Origin of the sequence: Pseudorhodoferax sp. Leaf267, from assembly GCF_001422405.1 — a bacterium.
Classification (GTDB): Bacteria; Pseudomonadota; Gammaproteobacteria; order Burkholderiales; family Burkholderiaceae_C; genus Pseudorhodoferax.
Genome location: NZ_LMMV01000023.1, coordinates 264,203 through 289,857, shown reverse-complemented (window position 1 = coordinate 289,857; position 25,655 = coordinate 264,203). Strand labels below are relative to the sequence as shown.

The window sequence follows — 25,655 nt, the reverse complement described above, 5'->3', positions numbered from 1 at the left end:
GCATGTGAATGGGAAAGACGATGAGCAGCTACAAAGAACTTCTCCAGCAACGCGAAAACCTCGAACGCCAGATTCAGGAAGCGCGCCAGCGTGAAAACCAGGAAGCCGTCGACAAGGTGCGAGCACTGGTCGCCGAATTCGAACTCACGGCCGATGACATTTTCGGTAATCCGCGTCGCGCCGGGAAATCCGGCAAGGTCAGCGCTTCCGCCGGCCAGAAGGTGGCCCCGAAGTACCGCAATCCGGCCACTGGCGACACCTGGACGGGCCGCGGCAAGCCACCGAAGTGGATCGCCGACCAGAATCGCGAGCAGTACCTGATCGCTTGAACCTCCGCGGTGTTGTAGTCGCACTCCTACAAAATGCCGAGCCTTGGGCTCGGCATTTTCATTGGCGCTCTGACTTGCCGGCTCAGGCCGCCGCCAGATAATCCTGCAGTGCCGCAAGGCGTGCGGCCTGGATCGCACTGCCGATATCCGGCCCCTTGCGCCCCGCCGCGACCGCCTGCGCTGCAATGGCCTCCGTCGCCACGGCCAAAACCGCGTCCAATGCCTGCAGCAATCGCTGGCGCTGGGGATAGGCGGATTGCTCCAAACCCTTGCGCCCGCGTGCATCGCATTCACAGGCCAGCAGCGCATCCGCAAAGCGCCGCGGTTTGCGGATGGCATCGCAGCGCTCGAACAGGCGCAACAGCGCGGCCGCTCCCAATTCGGCGCTGCGGTGGATATTGCCGTGCTCGCGCGCCACCACATCGGCCAGATCGCGGCACTCGTGCGGCACGCGCAGGCGTTCGCACAGGCCCCGCAGCAATGCGGCGCTGCGCTGCTCGTGCCCGATATGGCGCGGCAACACGTCCGCCGGCGTGGTGGCCTTGCCCAGGTCGTGGCACAGGCAGGCGAAGCGCACGGCCAGCGACGCCTGCAACCGGGCCGCCATGTCCAGCACCAGCATCAGGTGCACACCGGTGTCGACCTCGGGGTGGTGGTCGGCACGCTGCGGCACGCCCCACAGCGCATCGACCTCGGGCAGCAGCCGGGCCAGCGCGCCGCAGTCGCGCAGCACCTCGAACATGCGCGAGGGCCGGGCCTCCATGAGGCCGCGCGCCAGTTCCTGCCAGACGCGTTCGGCCACCAGGGCATCCACCTCACCGTCTTCGACCATGCCCCGCATCATGTGCATCGTGGCCGGCGCCACCGAGAAGTCGGCGAAGCGCGCGGCGAAGCGGGCCAGGCGCAGGATGCGCACCGGGTCTTCGCCGAACGCATCGGACACGTGGCGCAGCACGCGATCGTGCAGGTCCTGGCGGCCATGGAACGGGTCGACCACGCCGTCCAGGCCCTGCGCGTCCGCCGGCTGGGCCATGGCGTTGATGGTCAGGTCCCGGCGGGCCAAGTCCTGCTCCAGCGTGACATCGGGCGCGGCATGGAAGGCAAAGCCGTGGTAGCCGCGCGCGGTTTTGCGCTCGGTGCGGGCCAGCGCGTATTCCTCGCGCGTCTGCGGATGCAGGAACACCGGGAAGTCCTTGCCGACCGGCAGGTAGCCCGCGGCCACCATCTGCTCGGGCGAGCCGCCCACGACCACCCAGTCGCGGTCGTTCACGGCAAGCCCCATCAGTGCGTCGCGCACGGCGCCGCCCACTTTGTAGATCTGCATGCGGGCAAGTCTAGCGACGCGGCCTTTTCGTGCGCAGCGGGGCCGCGGCCGTGGCCAGGAAGGACAGGAAGCGGCGCTCGTCCACCGACAGGCCGGCCTTGCGCTTGGGGGTGAGCCCGGCGGCCGGCAGGCTGTCGCGCTCGCCCATCATCAGCGCCAGCACGTCGGGGTGCACGTAGGCCTTGCGGCACACGGCCACCGTGTTGCCCAGGCGCCGCGCCACCTCGGCCAGCACGGCCTTGGCCGCGCTGCGGCGCGCGGTGAGCGTGCTGTCGGGCGCCGAAGGCTGCTGGGCCGCCAGCGACAGCGCGTGCACGCTGCCATGCCAGGTGCGGAAGTCCTTCGCCGTGAACTCGGCGCCACTGGCCTCGCGCAGATAGTCGTTGACGTCGGCCGAACCGATGGTGTGGCGTCCCCCGTCATCGTCCAGGTACTGGAACAGCTCCTGGCCCGGCAGCGTCTGGCAGCGGCGCACGATGCGCGCCACACGCGGGTCGTCCACGGCCACGTCGTGCTCCACGCCGCTCTTGCCCTTGAAGCGCAGCTTGATCTGGCTGCCCTTCAACTGCGCATGGCGCGCGCGCAGCGTGGTGAGGCCGAACGAGCCGTTGCTGCGCGCATAGCTGTCGTTGCCCACGCGCACCAGCGTGGTGTCCAGCAGCCGCACGATGGCCGCCAGCACCGAGGCACGCTGGATCTGCTGGCCCACCGGCAGCGCCAGGTCGCGCTGCACCACGCGGCGGATGCGCGGCAACACGTCGGCGAAGGCCAACAGCCGCTGGTACTTGTCCGCATCCTGCGCCTCGCGCCAGGCGGAGTGGTAGCGGTACTGCTTGCGGCCGCGCGCATCGCGGCCCGTGGCCTGGATGTGGCCGTCCGCATGCGTGCAGATCCAGACCTGGGTGTAGGCCGGCGGGATCGCCAGCGCGCGGATGCGCTGCAGGTGGCCGGCGTCCGACAGCGTGGAGCCGTCGGGCTTGCGGTAGGCGAAGCCCTTGCCGCGGCGATGGCGCGATATGCCGGGCACGTCGTCGCTGACGTAGATCAGGCCGGGCGGCGCAGCGATGGAAGCAGGCGTGGACGAAATCGCGAACTCCAGGGCCACCAGGAGTCTGGCAGCGACGGGCAGACTGTCGCATCCACGCGCCCACGGCCGCGTCGGACGCGGCTGCCACCGATTGTCAGACGCGCGCGCTGGGTCCGCACCGCTGCATGTGCAAGCGGCGCGCCAGGCGGGCTGAAGCCATGGGTGCCCGGCCCGCCGCCGGAGCTGGACATGCCGCTCAGCGCGGCGTGATGGCCAGGAAGTGGTCCAGCATGTGGAAGTGGTCATCGTGGAACTGGTCCTCCAGCGCCGCGACCCGGTCGATCGCCACCCACTCCACCGAACGCGCATCGTCCCCCGCCTCCACGGCCGGCAGCGCGCGGTCGCCCAGGTCGAAGTAGTGCGCATGCGTGACCACACGGCCGCGCTGGCTGCGGTCCGGGTGGTCGAACACGGCGACCTCCTTCAGGCACTTGCGCAGCGCAGGCTCCAGCATGGCCAGGTTGGTTTCTTCCTCCAGTTCGCGCACGGCGGACTGGTAGACCGTGTCGCGCTGCTCCAGGAAGCCGCCCGGCACCGCCAGCAGGCCCTTGCCCGGCGCCTGGCCGCGGCGGATCAGCAGCACCCGGCCCTGGCAGCGGATCACCGTGTCCACGGTCACGAAGACGGGCGGATAGGGGGAGCCGGCCCACGCGGCGCGGCCGTCCTTCAGCGCGCGCCACTCCTCGGCCAGCTGCGCCAGCGGCGCGTCGCGCAGCCACTGGCGCAGGAACTCCAGCGTGTTGGCCGGCAGGCTGGCCGCGATGCCGGTCAGCGCAGCCTGGGCCTGCCCGGCCGGCGCGCCCAGCAGCGCGTCGCGCAGGGGCGTGCCGTCGTAGTGGCCCAGCTTGTCCACGGGCAACAGCTTCCATTGGGGAAAGTCGCGCAGGTAGACGCTGGTCGCGTCCTTGAAATGCCCGACCAGGGCGATGCTGCTGGCATCGGGCGCAGCCTGCGCCACGGCCTGGCGCACGGCCTGCACCCAGCGCGGCTGGTCGTAGTAATCGCGCATGGGCAGCACGTCGATGCGCTCGCGTTCGGCCTCGGGCAGGGCCTGGCGCACCATCTCGGCGCGCTCCTGCCAGGTCCAGGGGTTGCGCGGCGTGCGCGCCTGGAAGGCCGAGCCGATTACGACCACGGCGCGGCGCGCCACGCGCAGGGCCTCGCGCAGCAGGGCCAGGTGGCCGCTGTGGAACGGTTGGAAGCGGCCGATGCACACGGCCAGGTCGAAAGCGCGAGAGGGCATGGGAACTCCGTTGCGAGAGCGGGCGTGCCGCGGCGGGGCACCCATTGTGCGCATGCGCGCGAAGCCCGCCGCCGTTACAGGTGTGTCGTGCCGGGGGCACAGTCGCAGGCCATCCCGCATGCGCGGGGTGGCACGAACAACGCTCGGTGGTCAGAATGCGCCATCGCGACAGATCCCCGCGGAGAACGGATGACCACCAGAGTGCTGATCGTGGAGGACGAGCCCGAATTCGTGCGGCGTTTCTCCGACGCGGTGATGGACGACCCGGCCCTGAGCCTGGTCGGCGCGGTCACGGGCGGGCGGGCCGGCATCGCGATGCTGGACGTGCAGCGGCCCGACGTGCTGCTGGTCGACCTGGGCCTGCCCGACATCGGCGGCGTGGAGGTCATCGCCCATGCCGCGCGCCAGCAGCCGGACTGCGACGTGCTGGTGGTCACCATGTTCGCCGACGACAGCCACGTGGTCGCCGCCATCGAGGCCGGCGCCGCAGGCTATCTGCTCAAGGACGCCTCGGCCCAGCGCATCGCGGCCAGCATCCACGAACTGCGCGCAGGCGGCGCGCCGATCAGCCCGGGGATCGCGCGCCGCATCCTGGCGCGGCTGCGCCAGCCCGCCAAGGAGCCGGCGACGGCCGCCAGCGCCACGCCGCTGCCATCGGCCACACCGCTCACCACGCGCGAGACCGAGCTGCTGCGCATGGTGGCCAAGGGCTTCAGCTTCGAGACCATCGGCGAGCTCATGGAGATCTCGCCGCACACGGTCGTCGCCCATGTAAAGAAGATCTACCGCAAGCTTGCCGTGCATTCGCGCGGCGAAGCGGTCTATGAAGCTGCGCAGCTGGGTCTGCTGTAGCGCGCTGCTGCTGGCCGCCTGGCTGGCTGGCGGCGCGGTGCAGGCCCAGGCCCTGGAGCCGGCCCAGGCCGAACTGCTGCGCGCGGACGACGCCCTGCCGCCCGACGCGCGCGACCCGCGCTGGCACAGCGTGCCCCTGCCCGACGCACAGCCGGCGCCGGTGGCCTGGTACCAGCTGGTCTTCACGCTGCCGGCCGACGCCATGGAGCACATGCAGCACGATGCCTGGATGCTGTACCTGCCCTACTTCTACGGGGGCGGTCGCATCTGGCTCAACGGCCAGCTGATCGGCGCGGTGCCCGAGACCACGCAGGACACGCGCGTGCGCTGGGAGCGCCCGCACCTGCTGGCGCTGCCACCCAGCCAGCTGCGGGCCGGGGCCAACCGGCTGCAGCTGCGCGTGGCGGCTTCGCAGGCGCCCGCCGCGGCCCTGCTGCCACGGCTGGTGCTGGGTCCGCAGAGCGTGCTGCAGGGGCAGTTCGACCTGCGGCTGTTCTTCGTGCGCACGGTGCCGGTCATCACCGTCGTCGTGTCGCTGGTGGCCGGGCTGTTCGCGCTCTACATCTGGCTGCGGCGCCCGCAGGAGCAGGTGTACGGCATCGCCGGGTTGATCGGCGTGGTGTGGGCGCTGCGCACCACGACCTTCGTCTTCGACGTGCTGCCGGCCTGGGCCTGGCCGCCCTGGCGGTTGCTCTACCACGCCAGCAACGGCGGCTTCATCGTGCTGCTGGCGCTGTTCGCGCTGCACGTGGCGCACTGGCAGCCACGCTGGCTGCTGCGCGCGCTGCTGGGCTGGTGGGCGCTTGGCCCGCTGGTCTACCTGCTGGGCGGCGCCAGTGCGGGCGCCGAGCAGTGGGTGGCGCGCTGGTGGGTGGCCGGGCTGATCCCGATCGGCGTGATGGGCGCCCTGGTCGCGGTGGGGGCCGCGTGGCGCCGGCCGTCGGCCGAGCGCATCCTGATTGCCCTGGTCTTCGTGCTGACGCTGCTGTCCGGCGTGCACGACTACCTGATCGCCCTGCAGTCGCCCTGGTTCAGCGCGGCGCTGCCGCAATGGAGCGCACACCGCTTCTTCCTGCTGCACTACGGTGCCAACCTGCTGCTGCTGACCATGGGCGGGCTGATCACGCTGCGCTATGTGCGCAACCTGCGCGCGCTGGAGGAATCGCACCGCACGCTGGAGGCCCGCGTGGCCCAGCGCGAAGCCGAGATCGCCGCCAGCTACGCGCGTATCGCCGCGCTGCAGCGCGAGCAGGCCGCCACCGACGAGCGCCAGCGCATCATGGCCGACCTGCACGACGGCCTGGGCGCGCAGCTGTTCACCTCGCTGCTGCGCGCCGAACGTGGCGCGCTGCAGCCGCAGCAGATGACGGGCATGCTGCGCGCGGCCATCGACGAGATGCGCGTGGCGATCGAGGCCCTGGCCTCGGGCGACGGCGACTTTCGTACGGCACTGGTCGACTTCCGCTTCCGCTGGGACACGCGGCTGCGCGACGCCGGCCTGGCCACGCACTGGCACACCGAGCTGCCCGATGCCGTGCAGGCCCTGCAACCCCATGTGGTGCTGCAGGTGCTGCGCATCGGGCAGGAGGCCCTGACCAATGTGCTCAAGCATGCGCGGGCCAGCCAGGTGCGCGTGCAGATCGCGCTGCAGGACGACGCGCTGGTGCTGGAGGTGAGCGACGACGGCGTGGGCCTTGAAACCACGGGCAGCCCCGCGGGCCGCGGCCTGTCCAACATGCACGCGCGCGCCGAACGACTGGGCGGCCGGCTCGAACGGCCCGCGACCGCGCGCGGCACGCGCATCGTGCTGCGCCTTCCCATCCCGCGAACGCGCGACGCCCTGCCGTCCTGACGGCATTCCCGCCGGCGCCCTGGTTTCCTAGAGTGGCTGCATGCGCCGCGCGTCGGCGTCCATCGCACGAAGGAGACCGCCATGCCGCCCATCCTCGCCGCACGGCGCATGCACAGCCCCTGCCCGGCCGCCGGGTCGCGGCCACAACCCAGGCCGGCCCGGCCGGATCGCTAGCATGCCTGTGTGGTCCACCCCCATCCCCGAGGCGCCCATGCTGGCCGCCATCGTCTGGCTCTACCTGGGCACGAACGCGCTGCGCGTTGTGTCGTACTTCCCGCAGATCCACGCCGTGTGGCGCTGCAGGGACGGGGCCCGCTCGGTGTCGCTGCTGACCTGGGCCTCCTGGTCCATCTCGCACGTGTTCGCCGTGCTGTACAGCACGCAGGTCGTGCACGACCTGCCCCTACTGCTGATCTCGCTGATCAACCTGGTCGGCTGCAGCGCCGTGACCGGCATCGCGCTGCGACGGCGGCTGCAATGGAAGCGCGCGTTGGCCGCCGCCTATGCAGGGCTTGCGCCGGTACCGACCGGGTACGAGACGCGCTGATCACAGCTTGGAGAAATCGGGCTTGCGCCGCTCCATGAACGCGCCGAACGCCTCGCGCGCGGCCGGCTCGGCCAGCATGCGGCGAAAGATCGCGCCTTCTTCGTCCATGCGCGCGAGCACCTGGTCGGCGCTGCCCTTCTTGAGCAGCTTCTTGGTGGCCACCAGCGAGGCCAGCGGCTTGGCCGCCAGCTTGCGCGCCTGGGCCTGGGCCAGGTTGGTCACCTCGGACGGCGGCACGACGCGGTTGACCAGGCCCACCTCGAGCGCGGCCTCGGCCATGAAGGGCTCGCCCAGCAGCAGCGCCTCGGCCGCGCGGTGGTAGCCCAGCATCTGCGGCACCAGCAGACTGGACGCGGCCTCGGGCACCAGGCCCAGGTTCACGAAGGGCATGGAGAACGCGGCGTTGTCGCCGGCATAGACCAGGTCGCAATGGAACAGCATGGTCGTGCCCACGCCCACGGCCGGGCCGCAGACGGCGGCGATCAGCGGCTTGGAGAAGCCGGCGATGCCGCGCAGGAAGCGGAACACCGGCGAGTCTTCGCCGCTGGGCGGCGCGTTCAGAAAGTCGCCGATGTCGTTGCCCGCACTGAAGATGGTCTCGTGCCCTTGCAGCACGACCACGCGCTGCACCGGGTCGGCCTCCGCCGCGGCCAGCGCGTCGGCCAGCGCGCCGTACATGGCGCCCGTGATCGAGTTCTTCTTGTCGACGCGGTTGAAGGTGATGGTGGTGACGCCGGCTTCGGCGTGGATCAGGACATCGCTCATGGTCATTCCTTGTAGTAGACGATCTGGTGGGACGTGGCGAGCAGCTCACCGGCCTCGTTCCACAGCTGCGCGGTCTGGTCGAAGAACCCGTTGCGAAAGGCCTGGGCCTGCGCCTGGGCGAACAGGTAGCCCGTGCCGGTGCGCGCCAGCATGGCGGCGTCGGCATGGAAGTAAGTGGTGATGGACACGGTGCCGGCCGGCACGCGCGTGGCGCGGCGCAGCCACACGCGCGGATAGAACACGTCGGACAGGGCCGCGAGCGACACGAAATCCAGCGGGCGCTGCGGATCGTCGCGCACCCACATCTGCGTGAGGCTGTGATCGCCGCTGCCGTCCCAGGCCTTGGGGAGCGCGCCATGCACGGGCCGCATGTCGTAGCGGTTGAGCCATTCGACGCCGCGCAGCTGCAGGCGCTCCACGTCCTGCGGCCGCGGGGCGGGCGGCAGCGCCATGTCGTTCTGGCTCCAGGTCTCGCGCCGCGCGGCGGTCACGGCCGTGGCCGTGAGCACAGCCTCGTCCGAGCCGTCCTGCGTGATCGTCATGGTCCAGTGCTGGGTCGAGCGGTTGGTGCGCACGGGCATGGCCGACAGGCGGAACGGTGCGGGCGCGAGCGCGCTGGCGTAGTTGACCGTCAGCGCGACCGGCGCGCCCAGCAGCCTCGGATGCTGCAGCACGCCGTTCAGCGCGGTGGCGGCCGTGATGCCGCCGAACGGGCCGACCATGTTGCCCCAGGCCGCGTGTGCGGCGCCCGTGTAGTGGTCGTCGCCATCGGCCTGCAATGCCACGCCCTGGTCGACGAAATGCGCGTCCATGTCTCCCCCTCGTTCTGGTTCACACCCGCTCGAAGATACCAGCGGCGCCCTGGCCCATGCCCACGCACATCGTGACCATGCCGTACTTCAGATTCTTGCGGCGCAGGGCATGCACGACTGTCGCGGACCGGATAGCGCCCGTCGCGCCCAGCGGATGGCCCAGCGCGATGGCACCGCCCAGGGGGTTGACCTTGGCCGGGTCCAGGCCGAGGGTGTTGATCACGGCCAGCGACTGGGCGGCGAAGGCTTCGTTGAGCTCGATCCAGTCGATGTCGTTCAGTTGCAGGCCGGCATTGCGCAGCGCCGCGGGGATCGCCTCGATGGGGCCGATGCCCATCAGGTGGGGCGGCACGCCGCGGCTGGCGTAGCCGGCGAAGCGGGCCAGCGGCGTGAGGCCGTATTGCTGGAGCGCGCGCTCGCTCACGAGGATCAGCGCACCGGCGCCGTCCGAGGTCTGCGAGCTGTTGCCTGCCGTGACCGAGCCGCGCGCGGCGAACACCGGGCGTAGCTTGGCCAGGCCCTCCAGGCTGGTGTCGGGCCTGGGGCCTTCGTCCAGCGCCAGCGTGCGCGTCTTGGCGATGGATTCGCCCGTGGCCAGGTCGGCCGTGCGGTCCGTGGCCTCGATGGGCGTGATCTCGCCCGCGAAGTCGCCGGCCTGCTGCGCGGCCAGCGCGCGCCGGTGCGACTCGACGGCGAAGGCGTCCTGCGCCTCGCGGCCGACCTTCCATTGCTGCGCCACCTTCTCGGCCGTGAGGCCCATGCCGTAGGCGATGCCGTAGTCGTCGATGTTCTGCGTGTCGGCAAAGATGGTGGGCGACAGCGAGGGCGAGTTGCCCATCATGGGCACCATGCTCATGCTCTCGGTGCCGGCGGCGATCATCACGTCGGCCTCGCCAACGCGGATGCGGTCGGCCGCCATCTGCACGGCCGACAGGCCCGAGGCGCAGAAGCGGTTCACGGTGATGCCGCCCACGCTGTGCGGCAGGCCGGCCAGCACGGCGCCGATGCGCGCCACGTTCAGGCCCTGCTGCGCCTCGGGGATGGCGCAGCCGCAGATCACGTCTTCGACGGATTTGGGGTCCAGCCCTGGCACCTGGGCCATGGCGGCGCGCAGCACGGCGGCGAGCAGTTCGTCGGGCCGCAGGTTGCGCAGGGTGCCGCGGTGCGAGCGGCCGATGGGGCTGCGGGTGGCGGCGACGATGTAGGCGTCCTGGATTTGTTTGCTCATGGTCAAACTCCTTGAAAGGGGGTCAAGCTCCTTCCCCCTCTGGGGGAAGGTTGGGATGGGGGCTGTCGGCCAGCCACTGAACGTTCGTTTGCAGCACCCCGTCCATGTTGCGCAGTGGCGCGTCCGACGGGAAGCGAAGAACGAAGAAGCCCTGCCCGTTCAGGAATGCATCACGACGCGCGTCGGCACTGGCCTGCGCCGCATGCTGCGAACCGTCCAGCTCCACGATCAAACGGCGCGACAGGCAAGCGAAGTCGGCGATGTAGGGGCCTATGGGGTGCTGGCGCCGGAACTTCACACCGAGCTGTTCCAGGCGCAGCCGCGACCACAGGCGCCGTTCCGAATCGGTCATGGCGTGGCGCAACGCGCGGGCATGCGCCTGGGCTGTGCTGGTGGCTTGGTGTTGCATGTGGTTGGCGGGCGTGCCCCCATCCCAACCTTCCCCCAAAGGGGGAAGGGGCGGGGGGCTTGCTCAATTCCGCAACGGCTTGCCCGTGTTCAGCATGCCCAAGATGCGCTCCTGCGTCTTCGGGTGCACGATCAGCGAGCAAAAGGCCTTGCGCTCCAGCGTCATCAGGTAGTCCTCGCTGACCAGCGTGCCGGCGTCGACATCGCCGCCCGTCAGCACACCGGCGATCAGGCCGGCGATGTGGAAGTCGTGCGCGCTGATGAAGCCGCCGTCGCGCATGTTCACGAGCTGGCCGAGGATGGTGGCCTTGGCACTGCGGCCTGCCACGGGGAACAGCCTTTTCATGGGCGGGCGCCAGCCGCTGTTCGCCAGGGCCTTGGCCTCGGCGATGGCCACGAACAGCAGTTCGTCCTTGTTCGGCACCACGATGTCGGAGTCCAGCAGGTAGCCCAGCTTGCGGCTCTCCAGCGCACTGGTGCCGACCTTGGCCATGGCCGCGGCCGTGAAGCCTTCGCTCACGAACTTCAGCAGATCCTTGTCGGTCGACGTGGCCGCGTTCTCGGCCGCGCGGCGCGCGATGTAGGTGAGGCCACCGGCACCGGGCACCAGGCCCACGCCGACCTCGACCAGGCCGATGTAACTCTCCATCGCCACCACGCGGCGGGCGGAGTGCACGGCCAGTTCACAACCGCCGCCCAGCGCCAGGCCGCGCACGGCCGACACCACCGGCACGCCGGCATAGCGCAGCTTGAGCATGGTGTGCTGCAAAAAGCCTTCCGCATCCTCGATCGCGGCCACGCCCACGGCCATGAAGGCCGGCAGCATGGCCTGCAGGTCGGCGCCGGCCGAGAACGGCTCGTCGCCGGACCAGATCACCACGCCCTGGTAGTCCTTCTCGGCCAGCTCGACGGCCAGCGCCACGCCTTCGGCCACCTCGGGGCTGATGGCGTGCATCTTGGTCTTGATGCTGGCGATCAGCACCTCGTCGTCGAGCGTCCACAGCCGCACGGCATCGGTCTCGTGCACGGTCTTGCCGGATGTGGCGAAGCCCTGCGCACCGCTGCCGCGCACGGTCTCGGGGAACAGCTGGCGCGCGTGCACGGGCAACTGGCGCCGCGGCTCGAAACGGCCGCTGGTCGGGTTCCACGAGCCCTCGGCCGTGTGCACGCCGCCGGCCTGCGCGACCGGGCCTTCGAAGACCCAGGCGGGCAGCGGCGCGGTGGAGAGCGCCTTGCCAGCGTCGATGTCTTCTTGCACCCACTGCGCCACCTGCAGCCAGCCGGCTTCCTGCCACAGCTCGAACGGCCCCTGCTGCATGCCGAAGCCCCAGCGCATCGCGAAGTCCACATCGCGCGCGGTCTCGGCGATGCCGGCCAGATGCACGGCGGCGTAGTGGAAGCTGTTGCGCAGGATGGCCCAGAGGAAGCGACCCTGCGGACCCTCGGCCTCGCGCAGCAGCTTCAGGCGCTGGGCGGCCGGCTTCTTCAGCATGCGGCCGTAGACCTCGTCGGCCTTCTCGCCGCCCGGCACGTAGCTGCGGCTCTCCAGCTCGAAGCGCAGCACGTCGCGGCCGACCTTCTTGTAGAAGCCGCCCTTGGTCTTCTGGCCCAGGTGGCCCAGCTCCAGCAGCGCCTGGAGCACGGGCGGCGTCTCGAAGCTGGCATAGAACGGGTCGGTCTCGGCGCTCAGCGTGTCCTGCAGCGTCTTGATGACATGGCCCATGGTGTCCAGGCCCACGACGTCGGCCGTGCGGAAGGTGCCGGAACTCGCGCGGCCCAGCTTCTTGCCGGTCAGGTCGTCGACCACGTCGTAGCTGAGGCCGTGGTTCTCGACTTCCTTCATCGTGGCCAGCATGCCGGCGATGCCGATGCGGTTGGCGATGAAGTTGGGCGTGTCCTTGGCGCGCACCACGCCCTTGCCCAGCGTGCTGGTGACGAAGGTCTCCAGGTCGTCCATCACCTGCGGCGCGGTGGACGGTGTGGCGATCAGCTCCACCAGGTACATGTAGCGCGGCGGGTTGAAGAAATGAATGCCGCAGAAACGCGGGCGGATCGCCTCGGGCAGCGATTCGGAGAGCTGCGTGATCGACAGCCCCGAAGTGTTGGACGCCACGATGGCATGCGGCGCCAGGTGCGGCGCGATCCGGGCGTACAGGTCGCGCTTCCAGTCCATGCGCTCGGCGATCGCCTCGATCACGAGGTCGCATTCGGCCAGTTGTGCCAGGTGCTCTTCGTAGTTGGCCTGCTGGATCAGCGCGGCGTCGTCGGCCACCGCGAGCGGCGCCGGCTTGAGCTTTTTCAAGCCCTCCACGGCGCGCGTGACGATACCGTTCTTCGGGCCTTCCTTGGCTGGGAGATCGAATAGAACGACAGGCACGCGCACGTTCACGAGGTGGGCCGCGATCTGCGCGCCCATCACGCCGGCGCCGAGCACGGCCACCTTCTTCACTTGGAATTTCGTCATGTCTGGTGCTTTCAAGGAACGCGGACCCAGGTCTGGGTGCGGCCGAAGGGGCCGAAGGAGCCGCGCACTTCGAGCTTGGCGCCGCCGTCGATGGGCGTGAGCCGCAGTGTGTAGCTCTTGCCGGACTCGGGGTCGAGGATCTTGCCGCCCTCCCACACTTGCGCGCCCTCGGCCTTCTTGGCACCGCGGATGATCTCCAGGCCCACCATGGGCTGGTCCTTGCGCTCGTCGGTGCAGGCGGTGCAGCGGGCCTCGGGATCGGCACCCTTGCGCAGCAGCTTCTCGATGCGGCCGTTCAGCACGCCGCCGCTCTCGGCGATCAGCATCTGCGCCTTGGTCTCGCCGGTCTTGTCGTCGATGCTGTGCCAGCGGCCCACGGGGGTCATCTGTGCCCAGGAAGCGGCCGACGCGAGGCCGATCACGGCCAGCAGGAGGGTCTTCTTCATGGCAATTCAGGCCAGTGCCGCCTCGGTATCCATCAGCGCCTTGCTGCCTCCGCGCGCGGTGCGCATGAGGCTTGCCGTCTCGGGGAACAGCTTGGCGAAATAGAAGCGCGCGGTCTGCAGCTTGGCGGTGTAGAACGGATCGGTGCTGCCGGCCGCGATAGCGCGCAGCGCGGTCTGCGCCATGCGCGCAAAGAAGTAGGCGAACACCAGGTGTCCGGCCACGCGCAGGTAGTCCACGGCAGCGGCACCCACCTCGTCGGGGTTCTGCAGGCCCTTGAAGCCCAGCTCGGTCGTGAACTTGGTCATCTGCTCGCCCAGCATCGCCAGCGGGTTGATGAACTCGGCCATCTTCTCGTTAACGCCCTCCTCCTCGACCAGCGCGCCGACCAGCTTGCCGAACTTGCGCAGCGAGGCGCCGTTGTTGGACAGCACCTTGCGGCCCAGCAGGTCCAGCGCCTGGATGGTGTTGGTGCCTTCATAGATCATGTTGATGCGCGCGTCGCGCACGTATTGCTCCATGCCCCATTCGCGGATGTAGCCGTGGCCGCCGAACACTTGCTGGCAGCCCGTGGTGGCGGCCCAGCCGTTGTCGGTGAGGAAGGCCTTCACGATGGGCGTGAGCAGCGCGAGGATCTCGCCGCTGTCCTTGCGCACCTTGGCGTCGGGGTGGTGGTGTTCCTTGTCGAGCAGCACGCCGCAGAACATCATGAGTGCGCGGCCTCCCTCGGCGTAGGCCTTGGCGGTCAGCAGCATCTTGCGCACGTCGGGGTGCACGATGATGGGGTCGGCCGGCTTGTCCTTGGCCTTGGTGCCGGAGAGCGATCGCATCTGCAGACGGTCCTTCGCATAGGCCAGCGCGTTCTGGTAGGCCACCTCGGTCAGGCCCAGCGACTGGTTGCCCACGCCCAGGCGTGCGGCGTTCATCATCACGAACATCGCGGCCAGGCCCTTGTGCGGCTCGCCGACCAGCGTGCCGGCCGCGTCCTCCAGCACCATCTGGCAGGTGGAGTTGCCGTGGATGCCCATCTTGTGTTCGATGCCGCCGCAATAAATGCCGTTGCGGCTGCCCACGCTGCCGTCGGCGTTGACATTGAACTTGGGGACGGCGAACAGGCTGATGCCCTTGCTGCCCGGGGGCGCGTCGGGCAGGCGGGCCAGCACCAGGTGCACGATGTTGGCGGCCATGTCGTGCTCGCCGGCCGAGATGAAGATCTTGTTGCCGGTGAGCCGGTAGCTGCCGTCTGGCTGCGGCTCGGCCTTGGTGCGCAGCAGGCCCAGGTCGGTGCCGCAATGCGGCTCGGTCAGGCACATGGAGCCGGTCCATTCGCCGCTCGTGAGCTTGGGCAGGTAGAGCGCCTTTTGCGCATCGGTGCCGTGCGCATGCAACGCGGCGTGCGCGCCGTGCGACAGGCCGGGGTACATGGTCCAGGCCTGGTTGGCCGAGTTCAGCATTTCGTAGAAGCACTGGCTCACGACCAGCGGCAGGCCCTGGCCGCCGTACTCCGGGTCGCTGCTGACGGCGGCCCACCCGCCTTCGATGAATTGCGCGTAGGCCTCCTTGAAGCCCGCGGGCGTCTTGACCTCATGGGTGGCCTTGTCGAGCGTGCAGCCCTGCTCGTCGCCGATCTGGTTCAGCGGGAAGGTGACCTGGGCGGCGAACTTGCCGCCCTCTTCCAGCACGGCGTTGATGGTGTCGGCATCGACCTCGGCATAGGCAGGCATGGCCTTGAACTCGTCGGTGACGCGCAGCACTTCGTGCAGCACGAATTGCATGTCGCGCAGAGGCGGGGTGTAGCTGGGCATGGGTTTACTCCTTGGGGCGGGATACGGGTTTGGCGGTGCGTGCGCGACGGGGCGCAGCAGAAGGAGGCGGGGCGCCGTAGCGCTCCAGGATGTGCTGAAAGCCGGCTTCGGCGCGGTGGATGGAGCCGGGGTTGTGCAGGAAGCGCTCTTCGTAGTGCAGCGCGAGGATCAGGCCGTGGATCTCGAAGGCCATCTGGCGCGCATCCGCATCGGCGCGCAGGTGGCCGACCTCGCGCGCCTGGGCCACGGCCTTGTCCATCGCGGCCAGCCAGGACTTGACCGAGCCGACCAGCGCGTCGCGCACCGGGCCGGGCCGGTCGTCGAACTCGGCCGCCCCGCTGATGAAGATGCAGCCGGACTGGATTTCCACGGCCACGCGCTGCATCCAGTTGGCGAAGAGCGCGCGCACGCGCGGCAGGCCGCGCTCGACCTGCAGCGCCGGGTAGAACACCTCGTGTTCGAAGCGATGGTAGTACTCGCGCACGACGGAGATCTGCAGCTCCTCGCGCGAGCCGAAGTGCGCGAACACGCCGGACTTGCTCATCTGCGTGAGCTCGGCCACGGCCCCGATGGACAGGCCCTCCAGGCCCATCTGCGCGGCCAGGCTCAGGGCGGCATCGACGATGGCGGCCTTGGTCTGCTGGCCCTTGCCCTCACGCGGCGTGGCGGCATTGCCGGCGCGGCGTGTGCGTGGAGCGGTAGGAGGGGTACGCATGGTTCTCAATGAATCGAACGGTCGTGCTATTTTGCATGAGAACCTGGTCTGGGCGCAATGCACCCCGTTGTTCGTGTGCTTACTTCGTTGCGGCGCCTGTCGGCAGCAGCGCCCGGCTGATCGCGGTGCCGACCTGCTCGAACAGCCGGCCCGCGACCCGGTGCTCGTCCAGGCCGGCCGCACAGACGGCCAGCACGATGGCCTGCGCGCCGCCGTCCTGCGGATCGATCACGCCCATGTGGCAGGCGCGTTCGAATTGCGTGCCGGTCTTGTGGATGAAGCGCACCTGAGGCGGCAAGCCGGCCTCCAGCCGGTAGTCGCCGCGGGTCTCGAACTTCAAGGCCTTGAAGAGGCGCGCGGTGCCGGCCGGCGCCAGCAGCTCGCCGCGCACCAGGCGCTCCAGCAGGCCGCCATAGGCGACCAGGCTCACGCTGTTGCGGCCGCTCGCGTAATAGCGCGCATAGGCCTCGGCGATGTCGCTGCGCTGCAGGTCGGCAGGCTGGAGCTGCAGCGCGCGGCGCACCGCATCCACGCGCCTGGGCCCCATGGGCGCGGCCGCAATCTCAACCAGCTGGCGGTTCGTGAGCCGGCGTGCATCGGGGTGCAGCTCGGCGTAGACGTCGCGGCGCACCTGCGTGAAGTCGGTCAGGGTGGCGCGCGCGCCGAATGCCGCCGTGGCGCTGCGCTCCAGGCGCTCAGGCCCCACCGCGCGCACCAGCATGTTGGCGGCCGTGTTGTCGCTGTCGCCCAGCATGCGCGTGAGCAGCGTGTCGATGCTGTAGGCGGTGCCCGCCTTGTTCCAGACCAGCGGGCCGGAACCGTCGACCTTGTCCGTGTCTTGCAGCCGCAGTTCATCGGTGAGCCGCAGGCTGCCGGCCTGGGCTTGCTGCAGCACGGCGACGGCGATCGGCAGCTTGGCCGTGGAGCCCAGGTACCAGGGCTTGTCGGCGCCGTATGACATCGTCGTGCCATCGGCCAGCCTCTTCACATAGACGCCCAGTTCCCCCGGGGTGTCGCGGTCCAGCCGCTCGACATCCTGCTGCAGCGCCTCGCGCCAGTCGGCCGCGCGCGCGGCCTCAGCCCCCGCCAGCAGCAGGCACAGTACGAGCAGGCGGCACAACGGGGCAGGCAGGCGCATCGGGAACTCCTTGGGTCAACAGGCCGGAACGGCACAGGGCAGTGCCGACCTGCCGCAAGGCGCGTTCCGCGCGGACCAGCGAGAGATCGCCCTGCGTGCACGCCACGACCAGCACGCCACGCTCGTAGGAGCCGGTCGCCGTGCGGACGATGCCGGCATCGCAGAATCGCGCACGCTGCGTGCCGGTCTTGTGGGCGAAGCGCGCGCCTGGCGGTAGGCCGGCCTGGATGCGTTGCGTGCCGGTGGCCACGCGCTCCATCAGGCCCATCAGGTAGCGTGTCTGCTCGGGGGCCAGCAGCTTGCCGTCGACCAGCTGCGCCAGCAGCTCGCCGTAGGCATCGAGCCGCCCCGCATTCAGGCCGCTCGCGTAGTAGGCCGTGTAGGCCTGCTCCAGCGTGGGCAACTGGAATTGCGCCACCGGCACGCGCACTACGCGCGCCAGGTACTGCAGGCGCTCGTCGTCCGTGCGCTGCTGGCGCAGCACCAGCAAATCGCGCCCGGCCAGGCGCTGCGCGCCGGGCACCAGGTGGCCGTAGGTGGCGCGCCGCACTTCGGCCAGCGTCGTGATCGGGCCGAAGGCATCGGGCGCGATGGCCTGCACCACCGCATTGACCTGAGGCAGCCCGACCAGCCCGATCAGCATGTCGCTGGCCGTGTTGTCGCTGTGGATGATCATCTGCTCCATCAGGAAGCGGATCGACAAACCCGTGCCCACGGGCTGGCTGTTGGTGCGGCCGGCACCGTCCACGTAGTCGGTCGCGCGCAGGGTGATGGGCGTCTCCAGGTCGTAGTCGCCGCGCGCGATGCCGCGCAGCACGGCGATGGCGATGGGCACCTTGACCGTGGAGGCGAGGTACCAGTGCTCGCTGGCATGGTGCGAGGCCGACGCGCCGGTCGCCAGATCACGCACGTAGACGCCGATGCGCGGACCGCCCTCGGCATCGATGCGCGCCAGCTCCGGGCCGAGCCGCGCGAGGCTGTCGCCGCTTGCCGACCAGGCCGACGACACGCCCAGTGCGCAGGCCAGCAGGACGGTGAGCCAGCCCTTGCCGGCGCTGCCCCTAAGGCCCATCCCGCTTCGTGGTTTCCTGCCAGTCATGGTGCTCACGCCACAGGCGCGCGTGCTCGATCCTCCTGGCCTTGCGCCACTGCACATACCAAGTAAAGACCGCAACGGCGATGCCGCTCAGCCCGACCACGAGCACCAACAACCACATGAACAATCCACTCCTGTCGTGACGGCGGCCACCGCGAAGGTGGCCGACCACGGTGGGAAATGATGACACCGAGTCGCGACATCACCAAACCGGCGCACTGGTTCACCCGCGCGAAAAAAGGCTTCTAAAACAAACGGTTGCGAGACTGCGCCCACCTCGGGGCATTGGCCTACAGACGCCGCCGCTCAGGCCGGATAGGTGGCGCCCAGAATGCGCGGCCCGCGCGCGCCGGTCACGCTGGCCAGGTTGCCGCTCAGGCGCTCGCGTGTGCGGCTGGCGAGCCAGGCAAAGGCCGCGGCCTCGACCTGCTGCGGCGGCAGGCCCAGCCCCTGTGAGGACTGCACGGCCAGCGTCGGCAGGCCCGCCTGCAGGCGCTGCATCAGGTCGTCGTTGAAGGCGCCGCCGCCGCAGACCACCAGGCGCCGCGCCGCCGGTGCGTGGCGGCGCACGGCCTGCACGCAGGCCTCGGCCGTGAACGCCGCCAGCGTGGCCTGCACGTCGGCCGGTGCCAGGCCGGGCCAGGCGGCCAGGTGGGCATCTAGCCAGCCGGGATGGAACAGGTCGCGGCCGGTGCTCTTGGGCGGCGGCAGTGCGAGGTAGGGCTCGGCGCACAACGCGGCCAGCAGGCCTGGCACAACCGTGCCGCTGGCGGCCCAGGCACCGCCCGCGTCGTAGGGCTGGCCGCGATGGCGCTGGCACCACATGTCCAGCAGCGCGTTGCCCGGCCCGCAATCGAATCCGAGGATGGCACCGCCGTGCCCGCGTCCCGGCAGCACACTGAGGTTGGAGATGCCACCCAGGTTCAGCACGGCCAGCGCGGCAGCGTCACCGCCGAACACGGCCTGGTGGAACGCCGGCACCAGCGGTGCGCCCTGCCCGCCGGCCGCCAGGTCGCGGCTGCGGAAATCCGCGATCACGTCGATGCCGACCAGCTCGGCCAGCAACGAGGGGTTGATCAATTGCAGCGTGTAGCCCACGCCGTCGAAGGCCAGCGGCTGGTGGCGCACGGTCTGGCCGTGAGCGCCGATGGCGGCCACGTCGGCCGGCTGCAGTCCGGTGGCCTGCAGCAGGCGCTGCACCACGTCGGCATAGGCGCGCGCTACGCCGTTGCCGGCCAGCGCGGCGCGGTGCAACTCATTGGGGCCGGGGGAATTGAGGGCCAGGAGCTCCTGGCGCAGGGCGGGATCGAAAGCGCATGCCACGTGGGCCTGCACCTGCACCGCGTCGCCATCGAGGTGGGCCAGCACGCCGTCCACGCCGTCCAGCGAGGTGCCGGACATCAGGCCGATGTAGCGCCCGGCCACGGTGCGCGCCTTATTCGGCGCTGGCTTGCTGGATCGCGGCCGCCGAGGACAGCTGCTGGCGCATCACGGAGGCCGTGCGCTCGAACTGCGCCTTGGCCGCAGCCGAGACGGTGCCGACCTCGGACTGCTTGGCGATCGTGGTCGGGTCCTGGTGCTCGCCGTTCACGCGGAATTCAAAGTGCAGGTGCGGGCCGGTGGTCCAGCCCGTCATGCCGACGGCGCCAATCTCGGTGCCCTGCTCCACGGACTCGCCCTTCTTGACGAGGATGCGGCTCAGGTGGGCATAAACCGTGACCATGTCGTTGCGGTGCTTCACATAGATCACGTTGCCGAAACCGTTCTGCACGCCGGCGAACTCGATCACGCCATCGCCCACCGTGCGCACGGCGGTCCCGATCGGTGCCGCGTAGTCCACCCCCAGGTGGGCACGCCAGGTCTGCAGGATGGGGTGGAAGCGGTTCGCAAAACCGCTGGTCATGCGCGAGAACTCCATGGGCGAGGTCAGGAACGCGCGGCGCAGGCTCTGGCCGTCCAGCGCGTAGTAGCCACCCTTCTGGCCGGGCTCCTGGAACCACATGGCCTGGTGCGTCTTGCCGTTGCTCTCGAACTCGGCGCTGAGCACACGGCCGGCGCGCAGCACTTCGCCGTCGGCCTCTAGCGTCTCGTAGACCACGGAGAAGCGGTCGCCCTTGCGCAGCGCGCGGAAATCGATGTCGGCCGCGAACATCTCGGCCACCTGCGTCGCGACGGACTCGGGCAGGCCGGCGTCATCGGTCGCGGCGAACAGCGTGCTGCGGATCGTGCCGCTGGCCAGCTGGCTGCTGGCGACCAGCGGCGCCTGCTCGACGCGCGATGCGAAGCCACGCTCGCCGCGCTCGATGACCAGGCGCTGGAAATTGTTGCCATCGGCCGCCCAGCGCACGCTGAGCTTGTGCAGGCGGTGGTCGTCGGTGGCCTCGGCCGTCACCGCGCGGCCTGCGCGGCCCAGCAGCGCCTGGCGCACACGCGCGTCGCTGCTCAGGTAGGCCACGGCTGCGGCGTCCTGAATGCCCAGGCGATCGAGCAGCGAGCGCGCGGTGTCGCTGGAGCGCGTGGTCTCGGAGCGGTACAGGTTGAAGCGGTGCACGTCCAGCGCATCGACCTGCGCCTGCAGCGGCAGGGTATCGACGGCATAGGCCACTTCGCGGACCGGCATGTCGGCGGCATCGGGGGCCAGCGAAGCCACGGCGAAGGCGCCACCGCCACCGCACAGCAGCAGTGCCGCGACGAAGGCCGTGAGACGTTTGGGATGGCGCTGCAATGCTGGCACAACAGAATCCATCACGGCAACCCATCCGTTTTTCAAAAGCTGTATCCCCAGAATGGCTGACAGAGAACGAGGCGAATCCGCGAGCGCAGATTGCTGGAAGTCGGGGTTTCGTCTTACAGCGCAACCTAAAATCGATGCAAAACCCGGGCGCAGTATAGCCATGTCACCTGCCCGCAACAAATGGAAAGCCCCTATGGATTCGACTGTGGACACATCTGTTGTGTCTTCGTTACCTCTTACTGATCGCATACAGGAAGCCTTGGCCGTCACGCTGCGTGGTGTCGACGAATTGATCCCCCAGGCCGACTGGGTCCGCAAGCTGCAAAAGGCCGAAGCCAGCGGCCGACCGCTGCGTATCAAGCTGGGCCTGGACCCGACTGCCCCCGACATCCACATCGGCCACACGGTGGTGCTGAACAAGATGCGCCAGTTGCAGGACCTGGGCCATACGGTCATCTTCCTGATCGGCGACTTCACCACCACCATCGGCGACCCCTCGGGCCGCAACAGCACGCGCCCGCCGCTCACGCGCGAGCAGATCGAGGCCAACGCTCAGACCTACTACCAGCAGGCCAGCCTGGTGCTGGACCCGAGCAAGACCGAGATCCGCTACAACAGCGAGTGGAGCGACCCGCTGGGCACGCGCGGCCTGATCCAGCTGGCCGCCAAGTACACCGTGGCGCGCATGATGGAGCGCAACGACTTCCACGATCGCTTCCATGCCGGCACGCCGATCAGCGTGCACGAGTTCCTCTACCCGCTGATGCAGGGCTACGACTCGGTGGCGCTCAAGAGCGACCTGGAGCTAGGCGGCACCGACCAGAAGTTCAACCTGCTGATGGGCCGGCACCTGCAGGCCGAATACGGCCAGGAGCCGCAGTGCATCCTCACCATGCCGCTGCTCGAAGGGCTGGACGGCGTGGAGAAGATGTCCAAGAGCAAGAACAACTACATCGGCATCTCCGAGGCGCCCAACAGCATGTTCGCCAAGGTGCTGTCGATCAGCGACGTGCTGATGTGGCGCTGGTACACGCTGCTGTCGTTCCAGAGCGAAGCGCAGATCGCGAAGCTGAAAGCCGAGGTCGAGGCCGGCCGCAACCCCAAGGACGCCAAGGTCGCGCTGGCCAAGGAGATCACGGCGCGCTTCCACAGCGCCCAGGCGGCCGAGGCGGCCGAGCAGGACTTCATCCACCGCAGCAAGGGCGGCGTGCCGGACGAGATTCCCGAGGTGCAGCTCAGCGGCGCGCCCATGGGCATCGGCGCGCTGTTGAAGGCAGCCGGGCTGGCGGCCTCCACCGGCGAAGGCAACCGGCTGATCGACGGCGGCGGTGTGCGCGTGGATTCCAGTGTGGTCAGCGACAAGGGTTTGAAGCTGGCGGCAGGGACCTATGTGGTGCAGGTGGGCAAGCGCAAGTTCGCGCGTGTGACGCTGGGCTGATCGCTCAACGCGCGCCGGCCCGCTCCAGCATCGCCACCATGGCCGCATAGCCTCGCGCGCGGGCCAGCGCCAGTGGCGTATGGCCCGTCCGGTCGGCCAGTTGGAGGTTGGCGCCTGCGGCGATCAGCGCGGCCAGCGTCTCCTGGTGGCGCGGGCCGCCGTCGCCCAACACCACGGCCTCGATCGCGGCCGTCCAGTGCAGGTTGTTCACATGGTCCAGCGGCGCACCGGCCGCAATCAAGTGGCGCACGACGCCGGCATGGCCCAGGTGGGCCGCCGCGATCAGCGCCGTGCCGTCGTAGCGGCTGGTGACCAGCCTGGCACTGGCACCAAGCGACAGCAGCAGGCGCAGCGTGTCCTCGTCGCCTGCGACGGCGGCGATGGTGACGGCGTCGTAGCGGTCGTTCTCCAGCGCGCCCAGGTCGACGCCGGCCGCGGCCAGGCGGCGGATGGCCGCGTGCTGGCGCGCGAACGTGGCCACGTGCAGGGGCGTGCGGCCGTGGCCGTCGCGCGCGTTCACGTCGGCGTTGGCGGCCAGCAGCCGGTCGAGCTTGGCGACGTCGCCGCGCTGGGCAGCGGCCAGCAGGCCGGTGTAGCGCGCGGCCTCCTCCAACGTCGGCGCGGTCTGCGCCGCAGCGGCGACGGCCCAGGCCATGGCACAGGCCGCGAGTAGCCGCCTCACTTCAGCAGGTCCTGCACCTTGGCGATGGCCGCAACTGCGCACTGCTCGTCCAGGTGCCCGCCGGGCGCACCGCCGACGCCGACCGCGCCGATGGTCTCGTTGCCGACCTTGATCGGCACGCCGCCGCCCAGCAGCAGAAAGCCCGGCAGATAGACCAGGTTGGCGCCACCGGGGTTCTTCTGCGCGCCCTCCATCATGGCCTGCGTGGGGCTCTTGGCCGAGGCGGAGGTGAAGGCCTTGCGCTCGCTCGATGCCAGCGTGTGCGGGCCGGCGTTGTCGGCGCGCTGCACGGCGCGCACGCTGCCGGCGTGATCGACCACGGTGGCGGCCACGGCGTAGCCATTGGCGGCGCAGGCGGCGACGGCTGCGCTGGCGACCTGGTTGGCCAGCTCCAGCGACATGTTGCGCTCGGTGCGCACGGCCTGGGCGTTGGCGCCGTGGGCGGCGAAGGCCAGCAGGCTGGCGGCGAGAAGGGTCTTGGCGTGCATGAAAGTGTGTTCCGTTGGAAGAGCCTGCACTGTAGGAATGCCGCCGCCGCGCCGCCATGCGGGCGGCTACGCCCGGCCCTGCGTAGAACTACGCGGGGTCGGCGTCCGCCAGGCTGGCGTAGCCGCGGATCAGATGCGCCAGCGAGGCGGCCTCGAGCTTGTCGAACAGGTGCGCGCGGTGCGCCTCCACCGTGCGCGGCGACAGGCCCAGTGCGCGGCCGATCTCTTTGTTGGTGAGCCCTCCCACGATCAGGCCCAGCACCTCGCGCTCGCGTGGGGACAGCTGGGCATAGCGCTCGCGCGCGGCGCGGTCTGCCTCGTGCCGCTCGCGCGAGCGCACATGCTGGCGCACGGCGTTCTGCAGCGTCTCGATCAGCAGGTCTTCGTCGACCGGCTTTTCCAGGAACTCGGCCGCGCCGGCCTTGAACGCGCGCCGGCACATCTCCACCGTGCCGTGGCCGGTCAGCAGGATCACCGGCTGGTCCACGCCCTCGTCCACCAGCCGCTCCAGCACCGTGAGCCCGCCGATGCCGGGCATGCGCACATCGAGCACGATGGCGCCGATGGCCTGGCGGTCGAAGCGCGCAAGGAACTCCGCCGGGTCGGCCCAGGCCTGCACGCGCAGGCCGATGGTGGCGATCAGCAGCGCCAGCGCCTCGCGCACGGCTGCGTCGTCGTCGATCAGGTGCACCAGCGGCGCGTGGGTGTTCGGCGTCATGCAGCGGCGCCCTCGGCCAAGGGCAGGCGCAGGCGGAACACGGCCCCGCGCAACGCCGCATTGGCCGCGCTCAGGCTGCCGCCCATGCCGCTGGCCAGGCTTTCGCACAGGCTCAAGCCCAGGCCCAGCCCGCCCGCGCGCGTGCTGAAGAACGGCTCGAACACATGGGGCAGCACCTCGGCCGGCAGGCCGGGGCCGCTGTCCTGCACGGCCAGCACGCCTTGCGCCGGCTCGCGCGCGAGCGACAAGGCCAGGCTGCGGCCGGCGGCCGGCGTCTGCTCCAGCGCCTGCAGCGCGTTGAGCAGCAGGTTGTGCACGATCTGCTCCAGCGCGACAGGGTCGGCCAGCACGCGCAGCCCGGCCATGCCATCGACCTGCAGCGCGACACCGCGCCGGCGCAGCTCAGGCTCCAGCAGGTCCAGCGCCTTGAGCACCGCGGCGTGCAGGTCCACCGGCTGCACGGCGGCGCCCAGCTCGGGCCGCTCGACGGCGCGGCGCAGCCGGCCCACCACCTCGGACGCGCGGCGCGCCTGCTCCACGGCCTGGCCCATGGCGTTGCGCGCCGTGTCGAGCTCGGGCGGCTCCTCGGCGATCAGCCGGCGCGCGGCCTGGGTATTGGCCAGCAGCGCGGTCAGCGGCTGGTTCAGTTCATGCGCCATGCCGGCCGCGAGCTCGCCGAGCGCGTTCAGGCGGCCGACCTGCCCCAGGCGCAGCAGCGCCTCGGCCCGCCGGCGCGCGGCCGCCTGCTGCTGCAGCCAGCGCGCCACCGCCAGCGCGGCGGCCAGCATGGCCGACCAGGCCAGCATCTGGCCCCAGGGCAGCTCGGCCCAGCGCACGGTGCGCCGGGCCACCACGTCGAAGGGCTGGCTGGCCGCAGCCAGCGTCTTGTGGAAGTCGTAGGACCAGCCGCGCTCCGCGATGCGGCCGGGCTGCAGCGCCAGGCGCTGGCCGCCAAGCTCGAGCGCGATGGCGACGGGGCTGTCGGCCGGCGCCATGGGCCATTCGCTCCAGGGCACCATGCTGCGGATGTCGACCTGCAGCGCATAGGCGGCGGGCTCGGCCGCCAGCACCATGCGGTAGCGGCCCTGGGCGATGTCCATGTCGGCCAGAACCGGCCCTTTGGCCGTGCGGGAAATGGCCTGGGCCTCGCGCAGCGCGGCGTCGGCCCATGGCGTGGCCGCAATGCTGCGGCTGACGGACAGGATCTGCGGGTAGACCGAGGGCAGCCGCGCCATCGCGTCGTCGCCACCGGGCTGCAGCAGCGCCAACGTGGCCAGCACCGCGTCGTGCGCGACCACGCGCTGGCTCAGCAGCCGGTGCACGATGCGCGCTTCGGTTTCGAACGCGGCATGGTGGCGCTCCAGCGCCAGGCGCGCCAGCAGCAGGCTGCCGGCCAGGCTCAGCACGGCCCAGGCCAGCAGCCACCACAGCAACGGGGAATGCTTGCGCACCATGCGCGCATTCTTGCGCAGGCGGCCAGCGCCCC

General features: G+C 70.2%; 24 protein-coding genes. 5 read left to right on the top strand and 19 right to left on the bottom strand.

The features are described 5' to 3' along the window. The first annotated feature begins 20 nt into the window (after positions 1–20). Positions 21–329, top strand: coding sequence for an H-NS family nucleoid-associated regulatory protein (locus ASF43_RS23280; RefSeq protein ID WP_056186383.1), 309 nt, complete (start codon positions 21–23; stop codon positions 327–329). 82 nt (positions 330–411) lie between these two features. Here ASF43_RS23280 and ASF43_RS23275 read toward each other — a convergent pair whose 3' ends face one another. The 3 genes from ASF43_RS23275 to ASF43_RS23265 all read right to left on the bottom strand — a co-directional run bounded on the left by ASF43_RS23275 (position 412) and on the right by ASF43_RS23265 (position 3,983). Continuing rightward, positions 412–1,653 carry a multifunctional CCA addition/repair protein gene (locus ASF43_RS23275; protein ID WP_056186380.1) on the bottom strand — a complete coding sequence of 414 codons (1,242 nt, stop codon included), beginning with the start codon at positions 1,651–1,653 and terminating at the stop codon, positions 412–414. Positions 1,654–1,663: 10 nt separating this feature from the next. Then, a complete protein-coding gene (locus ASF43_RS23270) occupies positions 1,664–2,758 on the bottom strand; it encodes a DNA topoisomerase IB (protein ID WP_235578347.1) in 1,095 nt (364 codons plus the stop codon). A 178-nt stretch (positions 2,759–2,936) separates the two neighbouring features. Then, complete coding sequence (locus ASF43_RS23265) at positions 2,937–3,983, bottom strand: NUDIX domain-containing protein (protein ID WP_056186377.1); 1,047 nt, start codon at positions 3,981–3,983, stop codon at positions 2,937–2,939. A gap of 189 nt (positions 3,984–4,172) precedes the next feature. Between ASF43_RS23265 and ASF43_RS23260 the strand changes: the two genes are divergently transcribed. The 3 genes from ASF43_RS23260 to ASF43_RS23250 all read left to right on the top strand — a co-directional run bounded on the left by ASF43_RS23260 (position 4,173) and on the right by ASF43_RS23250 (position 7,234). After that, on the top strand, positions 4,173–4,835 hold the full coding sequence (locus ASF43_RS23260) for a response regulator transcription factor (protein WP_056186374.1): 663 nt from the start codon (positions 4,173–4,175) through the stop codon (positions 4,833–4,835). After that, positions 4,807–6,687 (top strand): ATP-binding protein, encoded by a 1,881-nt coding sequence (locus ASF43_RS23255; protein ID WP_056186371.1) that lies wholly within the window; start codon positions 4,807–4,809, stop codon positions 6,685–6,687. The genes ASF43_RS23260 and ASF43_RS23255 overlap by 29 nt, the downstream gene beginning before the upstream one ends. Before the next feature lie 175 nt (positions 6,688–6,862). Next, positions 6,863–7,234 carry a hypothetical protein gene (locus ASF43_RS23250; protein WP_156373484.1) on the top strand — a complete coding sequence of 124 codons (372 nt, stop codon included), beginning with the start codon at positions 6,863–6,865 and terminating at the stop codon, positions 7,232–7,234. Here ASF43_RS23250 and ASF43_RS23245 read toward each other — a convergent pair whose 3' ends face one another. The 12 genes from ASF43_RS23245 to ASF43_RS23190 form a co-directional block, all read right to left on the bottom strand. Further along, positions 7,235–7,999, bottom strand: coding sequence for an enoyl-CoA hydratase (locus ASF43_RS23245; protein WP_056186366.1), 765 nt, complete (start codon positions 7,997–7,999; stop codon positions 7,235–7,237). It lies immediately after the preceding gene. A 2-nt stretch (positions 8,000–8,001) separates the two neighbouring features. After that, on the bottom strand, positions 8,002–8,811 hold the full coding sequence (locus tag ASF43_RS23240) for an acyl-CoA thioesterase II (RefSeq protein WP_056186363.1): 810 nt from the start codon (positions 8,809–8,811) through the stop codon (positions 8,002–8,004). A gap of 19 nt (positions 8,812–8,830) precedes the next feature. Continuing rightward, on the bottom strand, positions 8,831–10,039 hold the full coding sequence (locus ASF43_RS23235) for an acetyl-CoA C-acyltransferase (protein ID WP_056186689.1): 1,209 nt from the start codon (positions 10,037–10,039) through the stop codon (positions 8,831–8,833). A gap of 22 nt (positions 10,040–10,061) precedes the next feature. After that, on the bottom strand, positions 10,062–10,391 hold the full coding sequence (locus tag ASF43_RS23230; protein ID WP_235578346.1) for an endonuclease domain-containing protein: 330 nt from the start codon (positions 10,389–10,391) through the stop codon (positions 10,062–10,064). A gap of 120 nt (positions 10,392–10,511) precedes the next feature. After that, the gene (locus ASF43_RS23225; protein ID WP_056186360.1) at positions 10,512–12,911 is read right to left on the bottom strand and encodes a 3-hydroxyacyl-CoA dehydrogenase/enoyl-CoA hydratase family protein; all 2,400 of its coding nucleotides are present in this window, start codon (positions 12,909–12,911) and stop codon (positions 10,512–10,514) included. A gap of 11 nt (positions 12,912–12,922) precedes the next feature. Then, positions 12,923–13,357: a DUF2147 domain-containing protein gene (locus ASF43_RS23220; protein WP_056186358.1), complete on the bottom strand. Its 435-nt coding sequence runs from the start codon at positions 13,355–13,357 to the stop codon at positions 12,923–12,925. 6 nt (positions 13,358–13,363) lie between these two features. Continuing rightward, positions 13,364–15,160 carry an acyl-CoA dehydrogenase C-terminal domain-containing protein gene (locus ASF43_RS23215; RefSeq protein ID WP_056186355.1) on the bottom strand — a complete coding sequence of 599 codons (1,797 nt, stop codon included), beginning with the start codon at positions 15,158–15,160 and terminating at the stop codon, positions 13,364–13,366. A gap of 4 nt (positions 15,161–15,164) precedes the next feature. After that, the gene (locus ASF43_RS23210) at positions 15,165–15,875 is read right to left on the bottom strand and encodes a TetR/AcrR family transcriptional regulator (RefSeq protein ID WP_056186352.1); all 711 of its coding nucleotides are present in this window, start codon (positions 15,873–15,875) and stop codon (positions 15,165–15,167) included. A 79-nt stretch (positions 15,876–15,954) separates the two neighbouring features. Continuing rightward, the gene (locus tag ASF43_RS23205; RefSeq protein WP_056186350.1) at positions 15,955–17,013 is read right to left on the bottom strand and encodes a serine hydrolase; all 1,059 of its coding nucleotides are present in this window, start codon (positions 17,011–17,013) and stop codon (positions 15,955–15,957) included. Further along, positions 16,952–18,085, bottom strand: a complete 1,134-nt coding sequence (locus ASF43_RS23200) for a serine hydrolase (protein WP_056186347.1) — start codon at positions 18,083–18,085, stop codon at positions 16,952–16,954. The genes ASF43_RS23205 and ASF43_RS23200 overlap by 62 nt, the downstream gene beginning before the upstream one ends. A 330-nt stretch (positions 18,086–18,415) precedes the next feature. Further along, positions 18,416–19,534, bottom strand: a complete 1,119-nt coding sequence (locus ASF43_RS23195) for an anhydro-N-acetylmuramic acid kinase (RefSeq protein WP_082498104.1) — start codon at positions 19,532–19,534, stop codon at positions 18,416–18,418. A gap of 10 nt (positions 19,535–19,544) precedes the next feature. Beyond that, a complete protein-coding gene (locus ASF43_RS23190) occupies positions 19,545–20,855 on the bottom strand; it encodes a M23 family metallopeptidase (RefSeq protein WP_056186344.1) in 1,311 nt (436 codons plus the stop codon). A gap of 181 nt (positions 20,856–21,036) precedes the next feature. Here ASF43_RS23190 and tyrS point away from each other — a divergent pair, with 181 nt between their 5' ends. Next, positions 21,037–22,281 (top strand): tyrosine--tRNA ligase, encoded by a 1,245-nt coding sequence (gene tyrS, locus ASF43_RS23185; RefSeq protein WP_369803322.1) that lies wholly within the window; start codon positions 21,037–21,039, stop codon positions 22,279–22,281. A 4-nt stretch (positions 22,282–22,285) separates the two neighbouring features. Here the strand turns inward: tyrS and ASF43_RS23180 are convergent, their stop codons facing one another. From ASF43_RS23180 to ASF43_RS23165, 4 genes are all read right to left on the bottom strand, one after another. Continuing rightward, positions 22,286–22,936 (bottom strand): ankyrin repeat domain-containing protein, encoded by a 651-nt coding sequence (locus ASF43_RS23180; protein ID WP_056186341.1) that lies wholly within the window; start codon positions 22,934–22,936, stop codon positions 22,286–22,288. 23 nt (positions 22,937–22,959) lie between these two features. Further along, complete coding sequence (locus tag ASF43_RS23175) at positions 22,960–23,451, bottom strand: heme-binding protein (protein ID WP_056186338.1); 492 nt, start codon at positions 23,449–23,451, stop codon at positions 22,960–22,962. 88 nt (positions 23,452–23,539) lie between these two features. Further along, entirely contained in the window at positions 23,540–24,169 is a 630-nt protein-coding gene (locus ASF43_RS23170; RefSeq protein WP_056186336.1) for a response regulator transcription factor, read from the bottom strand. Beyond that, positions 24,166–25,623 (bottom strand): ATP-binding protein, encoded by a 1,458-nt coding sequence (locus tag ASF43_RS23165; protein ID WP_056186680.1) that lies wholly within the window; start codon positions 25,621–25,623, stop codon positions 24,166–24,168. The genes ASF43_RS23170 and ASF43_RS23165 overlap by 4 nt, the downstream gene beginning before the upstream one ends. Positions 25,624–25,655: the final 32 nt, after the last annotated feature.